At 62.8% G+C, this 15,406-nt stretch carries 17 protein-coding genes; 9 read left to right on the forward strand and 8 right to left on the reverse strand.

The features are described 5' to 3' along the window. The first annotated feature begins 29 nt into the window (after positions 1-29). Positions 30-914, forward strand: a complete 885-nt coding sequence (locus KI612_RS19495) for an adenylate/guanylate cyclase domain-containing protein (protein ID WP_226441717.1) — start codon at positions 30-32, stop codon at positions 912-914. 51 nt (positions 915-965) lie between these two features. Here KI612_RS19495 and KI612_RS19500 read toward each other — a convergent pair whose 3' ends face one another. From KI612_RS19500 to recA, 8 genes are read right to left on the reverse strand one after another with little or no spacing between them, the layout of a single operon-like run. Further along, the gene (locus tag KI612_RS19500) at positions 966-1,226 is read right to left on the reverse strand and encodes a hypothetical protein (RefSeq protein ID WP_226441718.1); all 261 of its coding nucleotides are present in this window, start codon (positions 1,224-1,226) and stop codon (positions 966-968) included. Positions 1,227-1,274: 48 nt separating this feature from the next. Beyond that, positions 1,275-2,210, reverse strand: a complete 936-nt coding sequence (hprK, locus tag KI612_RS19505) for an HPr(Ser) kinase/phosphatase (RefSeq protein ID WP_226441719.1) — start codon at positions 2,208-2,210, stop codon at positions 1,275-1,277. 9 nt (positions 2,211-2,219) lie between these two features. Continuing rightward, positions 2,220-2,669, reverse strand: coding sequence for a PTS IIA-like nitrogen regulatory protein PtsN (gene ptsN / locus KI612_RS19510; RefSeq protein ID WP_226441720.1), 450 nt, complete (start codon positions 2,667-2,669; stop codon positions 2,220-2,222). Between the two features lie 51 nt (positions 2,670-2,720). Beyond that, entirely contained in the window at positions 2,721-3,044 is a 324-nt protein-coding gene (gene hpf, locus KI612_RS19515) for a ribosome hibernation-promoting factor, HPF/YfiA family (protein WP_226441721.1), read from the reverse strand. Positions 3,045-3,058: 14 nt separating this feature from the next. Continuing rightward, a complete protein-coding gene (locus KI612_RS19520; protein WP_226441722.1) occupies positions 3,059-4,525 on the reverse strand; it encodes an RNA polymerase factor sigma-54 in 1,467 nt (488 codons plus the stop codon). Between the two features lie 28 nt (positions 4,526-4,553). Then, complete coding sequence (lptB, locus tag KI612_RS19525; RefSeq protein ID WP_226441723.1) at positions 4,554-5,291, reverse strand: LPS export ABC transporter ATP-binding protein; 738 nt, start codon at positions 5,289-5,291, stop codon at positions 4,554-4,556. Beyond that, positions 5,288-5,731, reverse strand: a complete 444-nt coding sequence (gene recX / locus KI612_RS19530; RefSeq protein WP_226441724.1) for a recombination regulator RecX — start codon at positions 5,729-5,731, stop codon at positions 5,288-5,290. Before recX ends, lptB begins: the two co-directional genes overlap by 4 nt. After that, positions 5,724-6,752, reverse strand: coding sequence for a recombinase RecA (gene recA, locus KI612_RS19535; RefSeq protein ID WP_226441725.1), 1,029 nt, complete (start codon positions 6,750-6,752; stop codon positions 5,724-5,726). Before recA ends, recX begins: the two co-directional genes overlap by 8 nt. Before the next feature lie 234 nt (positions 6,753-6,986). On the opposite strand from recA, the gene KI612_RS19540 reads away from it, so the two are divergent. From KI612_RS19540 to KI612_RS19575, 8 genes are all read left to right on the forward strand, one after another. Beyond that, positions 6,987-7,190 carry a hypothetical protein gene (locus tag KI612_RS19540; RefSeq protein WP_226441726.1) on the forward strand — a complete coding sequence of 68 codons (204 nt, stop codon included), beginning with the start codon at positions 6,987-6,989 and terminating at the stop codon, positions 7,188-7,190. Then, positions 7,187-7,840: an RluA family pseudouridine synthase gene (locus KI612_RS19545; protein WP_226441727.1), complete on the forward strand. Its 654-nt coding sequence runs from the start codon at positions 7,187-7,189 to the stop codon at positions 7,838-7,840. The genes KI612_RS19540 and KI612_RS19545 overlap by 4 nt, the downstream gene beginning before the upstream one ends. A 69-nt stretch (positions 7,841-7,909) precedes the next feature. Beyond that, a complete protein-coding gene (locus KI612_RS19550; protein WP_226441728.1) occupies positions 7,910-9,457 on the forward strand; it encodes a sodium:solute symporter family protein in 1,548 nt (515 codons plus the stop codon). 84 nt (positions 9,458-9,541) lie between these two features. Further along, complete coding sequence (locus KI612_RS19555) at positions 9,542-10,600, forward strand: VanZ family protein (RefSeq protein ID WP_226441729.1); 1,059 nt, start codon at positions 9,542-9,544, stop codon at positions 10,598-10,600. Continuing rightward, positions 10,549-13,254 (forward strand): cation-translocating P-type ATPase, encoded by a 2,706-nt coding sequence (locus tag KI612_RS19560; RefSeq protein WP_226441730.1) that lies wholly within the window; start codon positions 10,549-10,551, stop codon positions 13,252-13,254. Before KI612_RS19555 ends, KI612_RS19560 begins: the two co-directional genes overlap by 52 nt. Before the next feature lie 278 nt (positions 13,255-13,532). Continuing rightward, the gene (locus KI612_RS19565) at positions 13,533-13,841 is read left to right on the forward strand and encodes a (2Fe-2S) ferredoxin domain-containing protein (protein WP_226441731.1); all 309 of its coding nucleotides are present in this window, start codon (positions 13,533-13,535) and stop codon (positions 13,839-13,841) included. 2 nt (positions 13,842-13,843) lie between these two features. Further along, positions 13,844-14,482, forward strand: a complete 639-nt coding sequence (locus KI612_RS19570) for an alpha/beta hydrolase (RefSeq protein WP_226441732.1) — start codon at positions 13,844-13,846, stop codon at positions 14,480-14,482. Then, positions 14,483-15,400: an ATP-binding cassette domain-containing protein gene (locus tag KI612_RS19575; protein ID WP_226441733.1), complete on the forward strand. Its 918-nt coding sequence runs from the start codon at positions 14,483-14,485 to the stop codon at positions 15,398-15,400. Positions 15,401-15,406: the final 6 nt, after the last annotated feature.

Below are 15,406 nucleotides of genomic sequence, written 5' to 3' on the forward strand. Positions count from 1 at the left end.
TTTCAACATCTTGCGGCAGCGAGCAGTCCATGAGCATTCAGCAACGCAAATTGATTGTCATGTTTGCCGACGTATCGGGCAGCGCTCGCCTGTTTGAACGTCTGGGTGACACGGAAGCCATGCACGCCGTGGAACGTTGCCTCAAGCGTATGAACCGCTCGATCGAAAGCTGCCGCGGCCGCATCGTCCAGGTGGTCGGCGATGAAGTACTGGCTGCCTTCGAATCGGCAGAGGATGCCTGCCAGGCCTCGATCGACATGCAACAGCGCATTGCCGATCTGCCACCGGTTTCCGGCCTGAAGCTGACTATCCGCATCGGTCTGCACGCCGGGCTGGTCAATGAAACTGATGGCGAATTGAGTGGCGAGGTAATCACCACCGCGGCTCGCGTGGTCGGCCTGGCGCGACGTGACCAGATCCTTGGCAGTACCGCACTGATTACCGAACTCGGCCCGATCGGTGCACTCAACACCCGCCCGATGCCGAGTCTGGGCACCATTCAGGAGAATGGCGAGCAACTCGACATTTTTCAGATCGATTGGTCCGCAAACGTGGTGCCCGGCCAGTTCAGTTCGCTCAGCGTCATGCCGGTCGACCGTCTCTGCGTCCGCTATCATGGCCAAGCCCATCTGCTCGATGACAAGGTGCGGGTTCTTACCTTGGGGCGCGATCCCGGCAGCAAGCTGTACATCTCGGATCGCAAGGCCTCGCGGGCGCACGCCCGCATCGAAAAACGCAACAATGGTTACTATCTGGTCGATACCAGTACCAACGGTACCTTTGTCAATTTTGCCGGCCAGCAGGAAGTGCTGGTTCGCCAGCACGAGATCCTGATGCAGGGCAGCGGCATTATCTGCTTTGGCGCCTCGATCAAGGACCCCAAGGCGGACCAGGCAACTTTCGAACACCTGTAAACGAAAACAGGCCATCTTTCGATGGCCTGCTCTGGCAGCCTGGAACGGCTATTATTTGGCGCCAGCCTGGGCGTCAGCCACACATTTCTTCACAAAACTGTTACGCGCGGCACCGGCCAGTTTCTTTTCCTTGGCAGTCGATTCGCAGGCGGTAACTTCCGGCCCCTTGGCGTCGGCTTGGCACTTCTTCATAAAGCTGTTCTTGGCAGCACCAGCCAGTTTCTTTTCCGCGGCGCGGGCAGCGCAATCATCTGCAGCGTAAACAGAAGAAGCGGCCATCACGAGAGCAAGCAGGCTAAGCAATTTTTTCATTAACGACTCCTGAATCAGTAGGGAAAAGGCTCGCAGACTATCGGCGATTCAGGCGTCATCGTCAAGCATGATGCGCTGCTGACGATCCATGAAATCCTGCATGCTGTCGATACCGCGCAATTGCAGGATGGTATTGCGCACAGCAGCTTCAAGGAGGACCGCCAGATTGCGTCCGGCCGCGACCGGGATCAGCACCTTGCGTACCGCAACACCAAGCACTTCCTGGGTCTGGGCATCGAGCGGCAAGCGCGGCGCATCGCTGCCAGCCAGTGCCTTTTGCAGATGGACAATCAGTTTCAGCTTCATTTTCCGGCGCGATGCGGTTTCGCCGAAAATGGTCCGGATATTGAGCAAGCCAAGGCCGCGCACCTCGAGAAAGTCACGCAGCATGCCCGGACAGCGCCCTTCGATGGTGGTCGGTGCGATACGCGCCATTTCGACCACATCGTCAGCAACCAGACCGTGGCCGCGGGAAATCAGCTCAAGGGCCAGCTCGGATTTGCCGACTCCGGAATCACCGGTAATCAGGACGCCCATGCCCAGCACATCCATGAAGACACCGTGCAGATTGACGGTATCCGCCAGTCGAGCCGAGAGGTAGATGCGCAGCAAGTCGATGACCGCCGAGCACGGCTTGGGTGACAGGATCAAGGGGGTATTGTACTGACGGCAAGCTTCCGCCAGCATCGGCGGCGGCGTCAGACCATCGGCAACGATGACGGCCGGCGACTGCGCCTCCAGCAAATCCTGGAACATCTGGCCGAAACGGCGCTCGCCGATGCGCATGGCCCAGTCATACTCGGCCTGGCCCATGACCTGCAGGCGCTCCGGGTGGATGACATTGATATGGCCGACAACATCGGCACCATAGTTGTTTGCCGCCTTCAGCTCGATCATGCAATCGCTTTGCTGGCCGGCTACCCAGTTGAGCAACAGCTTGTCGCGGTTGTCCTCATAGAGCTGGACCAGGCTGATGTGGCGCACGGCTGAACGTCAGGACTGGAAAAGGGTCACGATCGCGGCCGCATCCGGTGCCGCCAGCAGGGCTTCACGGAAGGTGCGATCGGAAAAACGCTGGGCGAGTTCGGAAAGAATCTGCAAATGCTGCTCGGTTGCCTGTTCGGGAACCAGCAGGACGAAGAGCAGATTGACGGGCCGGCCATCCGGGGAATCGAAGGGCACCGGAGTCGTCAGGCGCATGAAAGCGCCGGAAGCCTGTTTGAGACCCTTGATACGGCCATGCGGAATGGCAATGCCCTGACCGAGGCCGGTCGAGCCGAGTTTTTCACGGGCGAACAGACTGTCGAAAATAACCGAGCGAGCGAGTCCGAGATGACTCTCGAAAAGCATGCCGGCCTGTTCGAACACCCGTTTTTTGCTGCTGGCATCAAGGTCGAGAAGAACCTGCGAAGCCGGCAGAATATTCGTTAGGGGGTTGTTCATAGGGGATTTGAAAACCAGGGCCGCAGCACAAGTGCCGCGGCCGGTCGGCTATTAGTCAGCCATGTGGTGTACAGGCTTGTCACCGCGATGGTGATCCTGGACCTTTTGCTTGTACTTCTGAACCTGACGGTCCAGCTTGTCAAACAGCGCATCGATGGCGGCGTAGAGGTCATCGCCGTTCTCTTCAACGTGAATGTCCTTGCCCGGCACATGCAACGTCACTTCAGCCTTCTGCTTGAGCTTCTCTACGGACAGAACCACGTTAACACCGGTGACTTTGTCAAAATGGCGAACGACGGGATCGAGCTTGTTCTCGACGTATTCGCGCAATGCCGGGGTTACTTCGATGTGGTGACCAGCGATCTGCAGATTCATTTTTTCTCCTCTCTCTACAGGGTCTTGCGTAAATTGACCGGCGGGATGTTGAGTGACTCGCGATATTTGGCTACCGTGCGTCGGGCTACAACAATTCCCTGCTGGCCTAGTATTTCGGATAATTGACTATCCGACAAGGGCTTCTTGCCATCCTCGGCACTGATCAATTGCTTGATCAGGGCGCGAATGGCGGTGGCAGAACAGGCACCACCGGTATCGGTGGACACATGACTGCCGAAAAAGTATTTCAATTCAAAGATGCCGCGCGGCGTCGCCATGTATTTCTGGCTGGTGACGCGCGAGACGGTCGACTCGTGCAAACCGAGAATATCGGCGATTTCGCGCAGGACCAACGGCCGCATGGCGACTTCACCATGTTCGAAAAACTGGCGCTGACGATCGACAATGGCCTGCGTCACGCGGTGGATGGTCTCGAAACGCTGCTGCACGTTCTTGATCAGCCAGCGTGCTTCCTGCAACTGGCCGGTCAGGTTGCCATTGCCGCGCCGCTGTCTCGACAGAATCTCGGCATACAGACGGTTGATGCGCAGGCGCGGGTAGGCATCCGGATTGATGTAGGCGGTCCATTTGCCCTTGAGCTTCCTGACCATTACGTCCGGCGTGATGTAGCGCGCCTCGGTCTGCGAGAAACGCGCCCCCGGCCGCGGATTGAGGCTGACGATCAGGGATTGTGCCGCCTTCAGTTCATCGTCGTCACAGGCGGTCAACCGGCGAATTTTGGCAAAATCGCGCGCCGCGAGCAGTTCCAGATGCTTCTCGACGATCGCCAGGGCAAGCGCCTGTACTTCGTCGGCCGGCATCGCTTTCAATTGCAGCGCCAGGCATTCGCTGGGGCTGCGCGCGCCGATCCCGGTCGGATCGAAATGCTGGATGTGGTGCAGGGCGATTTCCAGCTCTTCGAGCTCGATCTCGTATTCCGGCGGCAGGGTTTCCCACAGCTCCTCAAGCGTGGCCGAGAGATAGCCGTCATCGTCCAGCGCTTCGATCAGGAAACGGACCAGGCTGCGATCGCGTTCGCTGAGCTGGGTCATGCCCAGCTGCCAGCCGAGATGTTCGCGCAGGCTGGTGGCGGCCGAATGGATGTCGCGTGAATCGCTGTCGTCGTCTTCATCACGCCCGGCACCGGTAAAGGTCCCGGCATCGGAAGCCCAGCGATCATCATCGACTTCGGAAGGTGCGCTCGGCACTTCCTGCTCGCGTTCCTCGCGCGGATCACGTTCGCGCTCTTCAGTCGGTTCGCTGCGCGTCGTTTCGTTGGCCGGTGAATCGAATTGCTGCGCCGCCCCAAAGGATTCCGTACCGGCCTCGTCCTCGCGCTCCAGCATCGGATTTTCCAGCAGGTAACGCTCGATTTCCTGCTGCATCTCGACCGTCGACAACTGCAATAGCTTGATCGACTGCTGCAACTGAGGCGTCAGTGCCAGATGCTGGGATAGTTTTAGTTGGAGAGCTGGCTTCATCGGTTCGGGTTGGGGTGCAGCCTAACGGTCAGAGCTTGAAATGCTCGCCGAGATAAACCTTGCGGACGCTTTCATTATCAACGATTTCGTCCGGCCGTCCAGACGCGAGAACGCGTCCGGCGTTAATAATATAGGCGTGATCGCAGATACCGAGCGTTTCGCGCACATTATGGTCGGTAATCAGGACACCGATGCCGCGCTCCTTGAGGAAGCGGATGATCTTCTGGATCTCCAGTACAGCAATCGGATCGACACCGGCAAACGGCTCGTCGAGCAGGATGAAGCGCGGGTTGGTGGCCAGGGCGCGGGCGATTTCGACGCGGCGGCGCTCACCACCGGAGAGGGCGGCCGCATTGACGTGCCGGACATGCCCGATGTGCAGTTCGCTGAGCAGGCCTTCGAGGCGGTCGTCGAGTTCCTGCGCCGGCAGCTTGAGCAGCTCGAGCACGGCACGGATGTTCTCTTCGACATTGAGCTTGCGGAAGACCGAGGCTTCCTGCGGCAGGTAGGACAGGCCGAGGCGGGCCCGGCTGTGCATCGGCAGGTGGGTGAGGCGGACATCGTCGATATAGACCTCGCCGCCATCAGCCGCGACCAAGCCGACAATCATGTAGAAACAGGTGGTCTTGCCGGCCCCGTTCGGGCCGAGCAGGCCGACGACCTCGCCGCTTTTGACATCAAAGGAAACATCCTCGACCACCGTCCGCGACTTGTAGCGCTTCTTGAGGTTGTGGGCACTCAGGGTGGACACTTTGACATCGCTCATTCATCGGCTCCGCGCATGACACGGCGAATCGCGTCGCCGGAAAAACCGCGATATTGCAAAAAACGCATCTGTTTGGCCCGCTCGGCTGCCGATTGCGGCAACTCGCGGAATTTTCTCGCCCATACCGCCTTGCAACGCTCGGCTTCATCGCCGGCCTCGGGCAAGGCATCGGCAATGTCGTCATCACCGATGCCGCATTGCCGCAGTTCCTGCTTCAGCCGCGCATTGCCGTAGCGCCCGGCACGGGCGACGACGCGCTGACTGGCGTAACGCGAATCGGACAGCAGGCGCTCGGCCTGCAGGCGTTCGAGCACGGCTTCGAGCTGTTCTTCCGACTCCGCCTGCGCGGCGAGCTTGGCCTTCAACTCCGCCCGGCTGTGATCGCGCCGGGTGAGGAGTCGAAGCGCGGCAACCCGCAGCGCAGCAGAGGGATCAGCCATCAACCTTGGCTGCCTTGACCGGCTTGATGACATTGGTGCTGGCCGCTTCGCGGATGCCCGCCTCGATCTCGGCAGCGATTTCCGGGTTGGCCTTGAGGAATTCGCGGGAATTGTCCTTGCCCTGACCGATCTTTTCGCCCTTGTAGGAATACCAGGCGCCGGATTTCTCGACCAGCTTGTGGGCAACCCCGAGTTCGACGATTTCGCCGTGGCGGGAAATGCCTTCGCCGTACAGGATGTCGAAAATGGCTTCGCGGAAGGGCGGCGACACCTTGTTCTTGACGACCTTGACCTTGGTTTCGCTGCCGATGACCTCGTCGCCCTTCTTGATCGAGCCGATGCGGCGGATGTCGAGGCGCACGGAAGCGTAGAACTTGAGCGCATTGCCGCCGGTCGTCGTTTCCGGCGAACCGAACATGACGCCGATCTTCATGCGGATCTGGTTGATGAAGATGACCAAGGTGTTGGTCTTCTTGATGTTGGCGGTCAGCTTGCGCAGTGCCTGGCTCATCAGGCGGGCGTGCAGGCCGACCATCTGGTCGCCCATTTCGCCTTCGATTTCGGCACGCGGCGTCAGCGCCGCGACCGAGTCGATGACGATGATGTCGACCGAGCCGGAACGGACCAGCATGTCGGAAATTTCGAGGGCCTGTTCGCCGGTATCCGGCTGCGAGATCAGCAGGTCACCGACATTGACGCCGAGCTTCTGGGCATATTGCGGATCGAGCGCGTGTTCGGCATCGATGAAGGCGGCAACGCCGCCCAGCTTCTGCATTTCGGCAATGACCTGCAGACAGAGCGTGGTCTTGCCCGAGGATTCCGGACCGTAGATTTCGACAACGCGGCCGCGCGGCAGACCGCCGACGCCCAACGCGATATCCAAGCCGAGCGAACCGGTAGAAACCACCTGGATGCCTTCGTCGATCTCGGCATCGCCCATCTTCATGATGGAGCCTTTGCCGAACTGCTTTTCAATCTGTTGCAGCGCTGCGCTGAGCGCCTTTGCCTTGTTGTCGTCCATGGGGGTACCTCGAAAATTTGAGCGGATTATGGCACAGGGGCCGAAGATGGAATAGAAATTGCTGCATCAGCAGAAAGGTCAGTTCAAGACAAACAAATATCCTTTTGCTGCATTACCCGGAGAAAGCGACAGAACACGCGGTATATTCTCGCTGGCTGATTTGGCGCCCATCGGATACTGGGTATAAATACAGTACATTTACAGTAAGCTATTGGCAAGCAAATTATTCGCCCGATGCAATTCAAACGACTTATCGCACTGCTCATGCTGGCCATGACATTCACCGCCGTCGGCAAACCCGCCGCCTGGTACTGGTGGGCCAGCCGCATCGACGGCCAGCGCATCTGCGCCCAGACGGCGCCGGCAAAAGGCTGGCTGCGGGACAGCGGGCCGTTCGCCGACAGTCGCTGCAGCGACGTCCCGCCCCGCCAGCCATGAGCGCCTATTACCCACCGGTAGACACCGGTCTGACCCCGCTTTTCGTCGATGACACGCTGCTCATCGTCGACAAGCCGGCCGGCCTGCTCTCAGTGCCAGGCCGCGGCGAGGACAAGGCGGATTGCCTGGCCAGCCGCATCCAGGCGCAATTTGCCGATGCGCTGATCGTGCACCGCCTGGACATGTCGACTTCCGGCCTGCTCGTGCTGGCGCGCGGCGAAGAAATGCACCGGCTGCTCTCGAAGCTGTTCCGCGACCGCCTGGTGGACAAGCGCTATGTCGCCGTCGTCGACGGCCTGCTCAAGGCAGAGCAGGGCGAGGTCGAACTGCCGCTCATCTGCGACTGGCCGAACCGGCCGCGCCAGAAGGTCGATTTCGATATCGGCAAACCTTCGCTGACCCGCTTCCGCCGCCTCGAACTTGACCCGGTCAACAACCTAACGCGCGTCGAACTCGAACCCTTTACCGGCCGCTCGCACCAGTTGCGCGTACACATGGCCGAACTCGGCCATCCGATTCTCGGCGACGACCTTTACGCCGGCGCCGCCGAGGGCAAGGCGGATCGCCTGTTGCTGCACGCCATGGATTTGGCCTTTTCCCACCCGTTGACCGGTGAGGCACTACGTTTCCACTGCCCGCCGCCGTTCTGATCCGGGCTGGGCGCAATCACCTTATAATTTCCGCGTTTTCAACCTCTTGGCCTCGTTGACCGTACGCTCATGCTGATCTGGTTCGTCGTTCTCTACCTGCTCGTTTCCATCGGCATCGGCCTCTTTGCGGCAACCCGCGTCCATAGTGCCAAGGACTTCGCCGTCGCCGGCCGCCATCTGCCGCTGCCGGTCGTCACCGCGACCGTATTCGCCACCTGGTTCGGCGCCGAAGCGGTGTTCGGCGTCTCCGCCACCTTCGTCAAGGATGGCCTCTCCGGCGTCGTCGCCGACCCCTTCGGCTCCTCGATGTGCCTGATCATTGCCGGCGTCTTCTTCTCGCGCAAACTCTACAAGCTCAACATCCTGACCCTCGGCGACTATTTCCGCCTGCGCTACAACCGCACGGTCGAGGTGCTGACCACGCTCTGCATCGTCGCCTCCTACCTCGGCTGGGTCTCGGCCCAGATCAAGGCGCTCGGCCTCGTCTTCAATGTCGTGACCGACGGCTATCTCAGCCAGCCGGCCGGCATGATCCTCGGCGCCGCCATCGTGCTGACCTACACCACCTTCGGCGGCATGCTCTCGGTCGCCATCCTCGATTTCGTGCAGATGGGCGTCATCATGGGCGGCATGCTGTTCATCGCCTGGCTGGTGTCCGGCCTGACCGGCGGCGTCGACACGGTGATCCAGCATGCGGCCGAGGCCGGCAAACTCGATTTCTTCCCGCCGCCCGATCCCTGGCTGTGGCTGTCCTTTCTTGGCGCCTGGATCACCATGATGCTCGGCTCGATTCCGCAGCAGGACGTCTTCCAGCGCATCACCTCGGCGAAAACCCAGAGGATCGCGCTGTGGGGTTCCATCCTCGGCGCCTCGATCTATTTCTGCTTCACCTTCGTGCCAATGTTCATCGCCTACTCGGCGACGCTGATCGACCCGACGCTGTTCAACGGCCTGCTGCAGACCGACTCGCAACTCGTGTTGCCGACGCTGGTCCTGCAGCACACGCCGGTCTTCGCCCAGGCCATCTTTTTCGGTGCCGTACTCTCGGCGATCATGAGCTGTTCGTCGGCCACCCTGCTCGCGCCCGCCGTCGCCTTCTCGGAAAACATCGTCCGCGATTTCTTCCCGCACATGGGCGACCACCAGTTCCTGCGCGTCATGCGCGGCGCGATCGTTGTTTTCGCCGGCATCGTGCTCGCCTTTGCGCTGTACTCGAACGCCAGCATCTTCAAGATGGTCGAGAACGCCTACAAGGTGACGCTGGCCGGGGCTTTCGTGCCGCTTTTCTTCGGTGCCTTCTGGAAGAGGGCGACGACGCAGGGCGCACTCGCCGCGATTTTCGGCGGTCTGGCCTCGTGGCTGCTGGTCGAGGCGCTGGTCGGCAGCAGCCCGTCGAGCGGTGACTACGCCTACGCGCTGGCCAACGTCGGCCAACTCGTGCCGCCGCAGCTGATCGGCCTCGGCGTCAGCATCCTGGGCATGATTGCCGGCTCATTATTGCCGCAATGGATCGGTCGACCGACGCCGAAGGCCGATATTCATGCCGAACTGCATCACCGCGCCGCCGCCGAAACGCATCACACCAACGATCATCCGCACCCGCACAAAACACCCTGACAATGTTACGGAAAGGCGTTCGCGCCGACACCTTTGTGTCCAAACAGGCTGACGCGCTGCCGGATACGCCCTAAAATCCGCAGCATGACTCAGCACGGCCGTGGCCCCATCCTGCTCGCCCGCTACCTGGCCCTGGCCTGGTGCGGGCTGGTCATCTATGGCAGCCTGCATCCGTTCGCCGGCTGGCGCGACACCGGCATCTCGCCCTTCGCCTTTCTCGAAGGCGGCTGGCCGCGTTACTGGACCGTCTTCGACCTCGCCGTCAATGTCGCCGTCTATATCCCGCTCGGCTTCCTGCTGACCCTGGCGCTTGACCGCATTCCCGGCCGTTACAGCGCGCCGGTGCTCGCCGTGCTGCTCGCCGCCGGCGTCAGTTTCAGCCTGGAAAGCCTGCAGACCTGGCTGCCCTCGCGTGTTCCGTCCAACCTCGATCTCGCCTGCAACAGCCTGGGCGGACTGCTCGGCGCAATCTGGGCGCAGTACGTCGGGCCACGCATCTTCGCCCGCATCACCGCGCTCGAACACCGCCTGATCGCGCCGGTCCCGCATGCCGAACTCGGCCTGACCCTGCTCGGTCTCTGGCTGCTCGTGCCGCTCTCGCCGGAAACCCTGCTCTTCGGCGCCGGCGACCTGCGCCAGACGCTCGGTCTGGCCGGGGCCGTTCCCTTCGCTGCCGACAGCTTTGCGCTGATCGAAGCCAGCATCACCGCCCTCAACGCGATTGCTGTCGGCCTCATCCTCCGCCTGCTCACCGCCCGCCTGCTCTGGGCCTACATCGTCGTACCGCTGTTCCTGATCCTCGGCCTGGTCGTCCGCACGCTGGCCTCGACAATCCTGATCAATCCGGGTGAAGCGCTGGCCTGGCTGACCCCCGGCGCCCAGATGGGTCTGCTCGTCGCCCTGCTCTTTCTTGCCGTCAGCCTGGCCCTGCCGGCCACCCTGCGCTTAATGCTCGCCGCATTGGCCCTGATGTCTGCTACCGTACTGGTCAACCTCGCCCCGCCCAACCCGTATTCAATGGCTGCACTGGCCACCTGGCGGCAGGGACACTTCCTGAATTTCAATGGTCTGACCCGACTGGTGGCTACCCTATGGCCCTTCCTGACCCTGCCGTTTCTGCTCCTGACGACACGTCGACCGTAAGCTGGCATGCCGAGACGGCCGCGGCCGTCGCCCACCACCTTGAAGTCGACACCGCTGCCGGCCTGAGCGACGAAGAAGCCGCCCGCCGGCTGCTCGAACATGGCCCCAACCAGCTCACCGCCGTGCCCGGCCGCCCGGCCTGGAAGCGCTTTGCCGACCAGTTGATCCAGCCACTGGTCCTCGTCCTGATCGGCGCCGGGGTCGTCACCGCCGGGCTCGGCGAAATGGTGGACTCAAGCGTCATTTTCGCCGTCGTGCTGCTCAACGCGGGCATCGGCTACTGGCAGGAAGCCAAGGCCGAAGGTGCGCTGGCAGCGCTCGCCAGAAGCGTCGCGACGCCGGTCACGGTACGCCGCGGCGGGCACCGCCAGCAGATGGATGCCAGCCAGCTGGTACCCGGCGATGTCGTGCTGCTCGCCGCCGGCGACCGCGTGCCGGCCGACCTGCGCCTCTTCCTCGAACACGAACTGCACACCGACGAATCGATGCTGACCGGCGAATCCCTGCCGGTTGGCAAACACACCGCCGTGCTGCCCGCCGACACGCTGCTCGCCGAACGCCTGAACATGGCCTATGCCGGCGCCACTGTCGTGGCCGGACAGGGCAGCGGCCTGGTCATCGCCACCGGCGATGCCACCGAAACCGGGCGTATCGCCGACCTGATCGCCGGCGCCCCGGAACTGGCGACGCCGCTGACCCGCAAGATGGCGACCTTCTCCAACTGGCTACTCTGGGCGATTGGCGGCCTCGCCCTGCTGACCGCCGGCGTCGGCCTGCTGCGCGGCGAGTCGGCCTTCGAGATGTTCATGGCGGCCGTTGCCCTTGCCGTCGGCGCCATTCCGGAAGGCCTGCCGGCCGCCGTCACCGTCACGCTGGCCATCGGCGTCGCCCGCATGGCCAAGCGCCGCGCCATCATCCGGCGTCTGGCCGCGGTCGAAACCCTGGGCAGCACGACGGTCATCTGTTCCGACAAGACCGGCACGCTGACCGAAAATGCGATGACCGTGCATGCGCTGCTCTGCGCCGGCCGGCACTACGCAGTCAGCGGCCACGGCTACAACCCGGCCGGCGACATCCGCCTCGATGAACAGCCCGCCAGCATCGCCGGCGCCCTGCGCGAAACCCTGGTTGGCGGCGCCCTGTGCAACGATGCCAGTCTGGCGCGCAGCGGCCAGCACTGGAAAATCACCGGCGACCCGACCGAAGCCGCGCTGCTCGTCGCGGCGCGCAAGGGCACGCTCGAAGAACACACGCTGCAGGCGCTGTTGCCGCGCCAGGACGTCCTGCCCTTCGATGCCACCCGCCAGTACATGGCGACGGCACATGCCGGCGATGCCGGCCAGATCATCTACATCAAGGGCGCGCTGGAAAAACTGCTGCCGCGCTGCGTCGACCGTCTGGACGAGCACGGCCAGACGGCGCCGCTGGTCGCCGCCGAAATTGAAGCTGCGGCCCGTAGCCTGGCCGAACAGGGGATGCGCGTGCTGCTCCTGGCCCGCCGCCTCGACCCAACGGGCACGGCGCTGAGCGATGAGCGCCTGCACGACCTGACCCTGCTCGGTCTGGTCGGCATGATTGACCCGCCGCGCAAGGCGGCGATTTCGGCCATCCGCAACTGTCACTCGGCCGGCATCCGGGTCAAGATGATCACCGGTGACCATGCCGTCACGGCGCTCGCCATCGCCGCGCAGATCGGCATCGACGCCAAGCAGGCGCTGACCGGGCGCGAACTGGCCGAACTCGACGAAGCGGCACTCGCCGTCGCCGCCCACGAAACCGACGTCTTCGCCCGCGTCGAACCGGAACAGAAGCTGCGCCTGGTCCGCGCCCTGCAGTCGCGCGGCGAAGTCGTGGCGATGACCGGCGACGGCGTCAACGACGCGCCGGCCCTGAAGCAGGCCAATATCGGCATCGCCATGGGCCTGGGCGGCACCGAAGTCGCCAAGGAAGCGGCGGCGATGGTGCTCACCGACGACAATTTCGCCAGCATCGAGGCGGCGGTCGAGGAAGGGCGCGGCGTCTGGGACAACCTCGTCAAGTTCATCACCTGGACCTTGCCGACCAATTTCGGCGAAGGCCTGGTCATCGTTGCTGCCATCCTCTTCGGCTCCACCCTGCCGATCACGCCGCTGCAGATCCTCTGGATCAACATGAGCACCGCCGTCCTGCTCGGCCTGCCGCTCGCCTTCGAGCCGATCGAGCGCGGCATCATGCGCCGCGCGCCGCGCCGCCTGGAAACGCCGGTCCTCGATGCCGCCCTGATCCGCCGCATCGTGCTCGTCTCCTGCCTGCTGCTCGCCGGTTCCTTCGGACTTTTCCTGCGCGAACTGGAGCAGGGTCACTCGCTGCCCGAAGCGCGCACCGTAGCGGTCAACCTCTTCGTAATGGTCGAAATGCTTTACCTCTTCAACTGCCGCTCGCTGACCCGCAGTTTCTGGAGCCTCGGCCTCTTTTCCAACCTCTGGGTGTGGGGCGGCATCGGCAGCATGGCGCTGCTGCAATTGCTGCTGACCTACTGGCCGCCGCTCAACCGCGTTTTCCAGACGGCGCCGATCGGCTGGCAGGCGTGGGGCGAAATATTTGCCGTCGCCATCGCCAGTTCCCTGCTCATCGGTCTGGAAAAATACTGGAGCCACGGCCGGCATTCGCCGTGAAACCGGGCGGCTATAATCCTTGGAACCTCTGTTGACCGCTTATCCATCTCAGGCGAGCCACATGGGCGCTGACTTTTATGCCTCCGAGGAGATTCACCCAGCGGCTGAGAGCGCTACGCGGCCGCTGGCACGTCTGGTCGGGCGCCCGGCTTTGTCGCTCCTTCTCGCAGGCATGAGCCTGCCGCGGCGTCGCTTCGCGCCGGACATCCCGCCCAAACGCACCAACAGCCTCGTCCAGCGGAGGTTTCAAGGATAATATTTGGCCCCAAGGAGAAAACATGAGCTATTTCGAACACCACGTCTTCATCTGCACCAACCAGCGCGACGCCGGCGAACAGTGCTGCAACAGCATTGGCGGCTCGGAAATGTTCACCTACGCCAAGGACCGCATCGGCCAGCTGAAAAAGAACGGCCCGGGCAATATCCGCATCAACAAGGCCGGCTGCCTCGGGCGCTGCGACCAGGGTCCGGTCATGGTCGTCTATCCGCAGGAAACCTGGTATTCCTTCATCGACCAAAGCGATGTCGATGAAATCATCGACGAACACCTGCTGCATGGCCGCATCGTCGAACGCCTGAAGATCTGAGCATGAAAGCCCCGGAAGAAAAAATCCTCGTCGCCGGCCCGGTCGGCAATATCGACACCATCATGGAACGGCCGGATGCCCCGAAGGGCATCGCGCTGATCGCCCATCCACACCCGATGGGCGGCGGCGCCAATACCAACAAGGTCGCCTACACGCTGGCCCGCACCTTCGTCAGCCTTGGCTATGCCGCCTTCCGCCCGAATTTCCGCGGCGTTGGTGGCACGGAAGGCGAGCACGATGAAGGCATCGGCGAAACCGACGACCTGCTCGCCGTGCTCGAAGAAGCCAAGCGCCGCTGCGGCGACCTGCCGGTTGCCCTGGCCGGCTTTTCCTTCGGCGCCTACTGCCAGACCCGCGTCGCCAAGCGCCTCGCCGAAGCCGGCCACCCGGCGCAGCGTCTGGTCCTGGTCGGCACCGCCGCCGGCCATGTCGAGAACAGCCGCCAGTACGACACCGAAGCCGTGCCGCACGACACCATCGTCATCCATGGTGCCGACGACACGCTGGTACCGCCGGCCAACGTCTTCGCCTGGGCCCTGCCGCTCGACCTGCCGGTAGTCATGGTGCCCGGTGCCGACCACTTCTTCCACCGTCGCCTGCACCTGATCCGCGACATCATCACGCGCGCCTGGCGGCACTAAGTGACGGCACTCAGCGTCTCCAATCTGCGCAAGGTCTACGCCGGCACGGAAGTCGTCGCCGGCCTCTCCTTCGCCGTCGAACCCGGCATCTGTTTCGGCCTGCTCGGCCCGAACGGTGCCGGCAAGACGACGACACTTCGCCTCTGCCTCGGCCTGACCGGCCCGGACAGCGGCGAAATCAGCCTGAACGGCTGCGCCATTCCGGCCGATGCGCAGCAGGCGAGAGCCCGCGTTGGCGTCGTGCCGCAGTTCGACAATCTCGATCCGGACTTCACGGCCAGCGAAAACCTGCTCGTCTTCGGCCGCTATTTCGGCCTCAAGGACGCCGAGGTCAAGGCGCGCATCCCGCAACTGCTCGAATTCGCCGGCCTCTCCGGCAAGGCCGACGCCCGCATCGCAACGCTCTCCGGCGGCATGAAGCGGCGCCTGACGCTGGCCCGCGCCCTGGTCAACGACCCCGACATCGTCTTTCTCGACGAACCGACCACCGGCCTCGACCCACAGGCCAGACACCTGATCTGGGATCGCCTGAAACAGCTCAAGTCGGCCGGCAAGACGCTGATCCTGACCACCCACTTCATGGACGAGGCCGAACGCCTGTGCGACCGGCTGATGGTCATCGACCACGGCCGCAAGATCACCGAAGGCAGCCCGCGCCAGCTCATCGCCGAGCACATCGAACCGCAGGTCATCGAAGTTTATGACGAAGCCGGCGGCAATCTGGGCGCCTTCGTCGAAACCAACCGGCAGCTCGCCGAACGCGTCGAAACCAGCGGTGAAACCGCCTTCTTCTATTGCCGCGAACCGCGCGAACTGCTCGCCCGACTGGCTACCGCCGACAGCCTGCGCTACCTGCACCGCGCCTCCAACCTCGAAGAGGTCTTCATCAAGCTGACCGGCCGGGAATTGCGCGATTGAAGCAAC

The sequence above is a fragment of the Quatrionicoccus australiensis genome (assembly GCF_020510525.1).
In the GTDB taxonomy this organism is placed as follows: Bacteria; Pseudomonadota; Gammaproteobacteria; order Burkholderiales; family Rhodocyclaceae; genus Azonexus; species Azonexus australiensis_B.

Coding starts and splice junctions, on each gene's coding strand:
- KI612_RS19545 (WP_226441727.1), top strand. CDS start 7,187: ATGAGCGCCTATTACCCACCGGTAGACACCGGTCTGACCCCGCTTTTC.
- KI612_RS19560 (WP_226441730.1), top strand. CDS start 10,549: ATGGCCCTTCCTGACCCTGCCGTTTCTGCTCCTGACGACACGTCGACC.
- KI612_RS19550 (WP_226441728.1), top strand. CDS start 7,910: ATGCTGATCTGGTTCGTCGTTCTCTACCTGCTCGTTTCCATCGGCATC.
- KI612_RS19540 (WP_226441726.1), top strand. CDS start 6,987: ATGCAATTCAAACGACTTATCGCACTGCTCATGCTGGCCATGACATTC.
- ptsN (WP_226441720.1), bottom strand. CDS start 2,669: ATGAACAACCCCCTAACGAATATTCTGCCGGCTTCGCAGGTTCTTCTC.
- KI612_RS19555 (WP_226441729.1), top strand. CDS start 9,542: ATGACTCAGCACGGCCGTGGCCCCATCCTGCTCGCCCGCTACCTGGCC.
- recX (WP_226441724.1), bottom strand. CDS start 5,731: ATGGCTGATCCCTCTGCTGCGCTGCGGGTTGCCGCGCTTCGACTCCTC.
- KI612_RS19495 (WP_226441717.1), top strand. CDS start 30: ATGAGCATTCAGCAACGCAAATTGATTGTCATGTTTGCCGACGTATCG.
- hpf (WP_226441721.1), bottom strand. CDS start 3,044: ATGAATCTGCAGATCGCTGGTCACCACATCGAAGTAACCCCGGCATTG.
- recA (WP_226441725.1), bottom strand. CDS start 6,752: ATGGACGACAACAAGGCAAAGGCGCTCAGCGCAGCGCTGCAACAGATT.
- KI612_RS19565 (WP_226441731.1), top strand. CDS start 13,533: ATGAGCTATTTCGAACACCACGTCTTCATCTGCACCAACCAGCGCGAC.
- KI612_RS19520 (WP_226441722.1), bottom strand. CDS start 4,525: ATGAAGCCAGCTCTCCAACTAAAACTATCCCAGCATCTGGCACTGACG.
- KI612_RS19500 (WP_226441718.1), bottom strand. CDS start 1,226: ATGAAAAAATTGCTTAGCCTGCTTGCTCTCGTGATGGCCGCTTCTTCT.
- lptB (WP_226441723.1), bottom strand. CDS start 5,291: ATGAGCGATGTCAAAGTGTCCACCCTGAGTGCCCACAACCTCAAGAAG.
- KI612_RS19570 (WP_226441732.1), top strand. CDS start 13,844: ATGAAAGCCCCGGAAGAAAAAATCCTCGTCGCCGGCCCGGTCGGCAAT.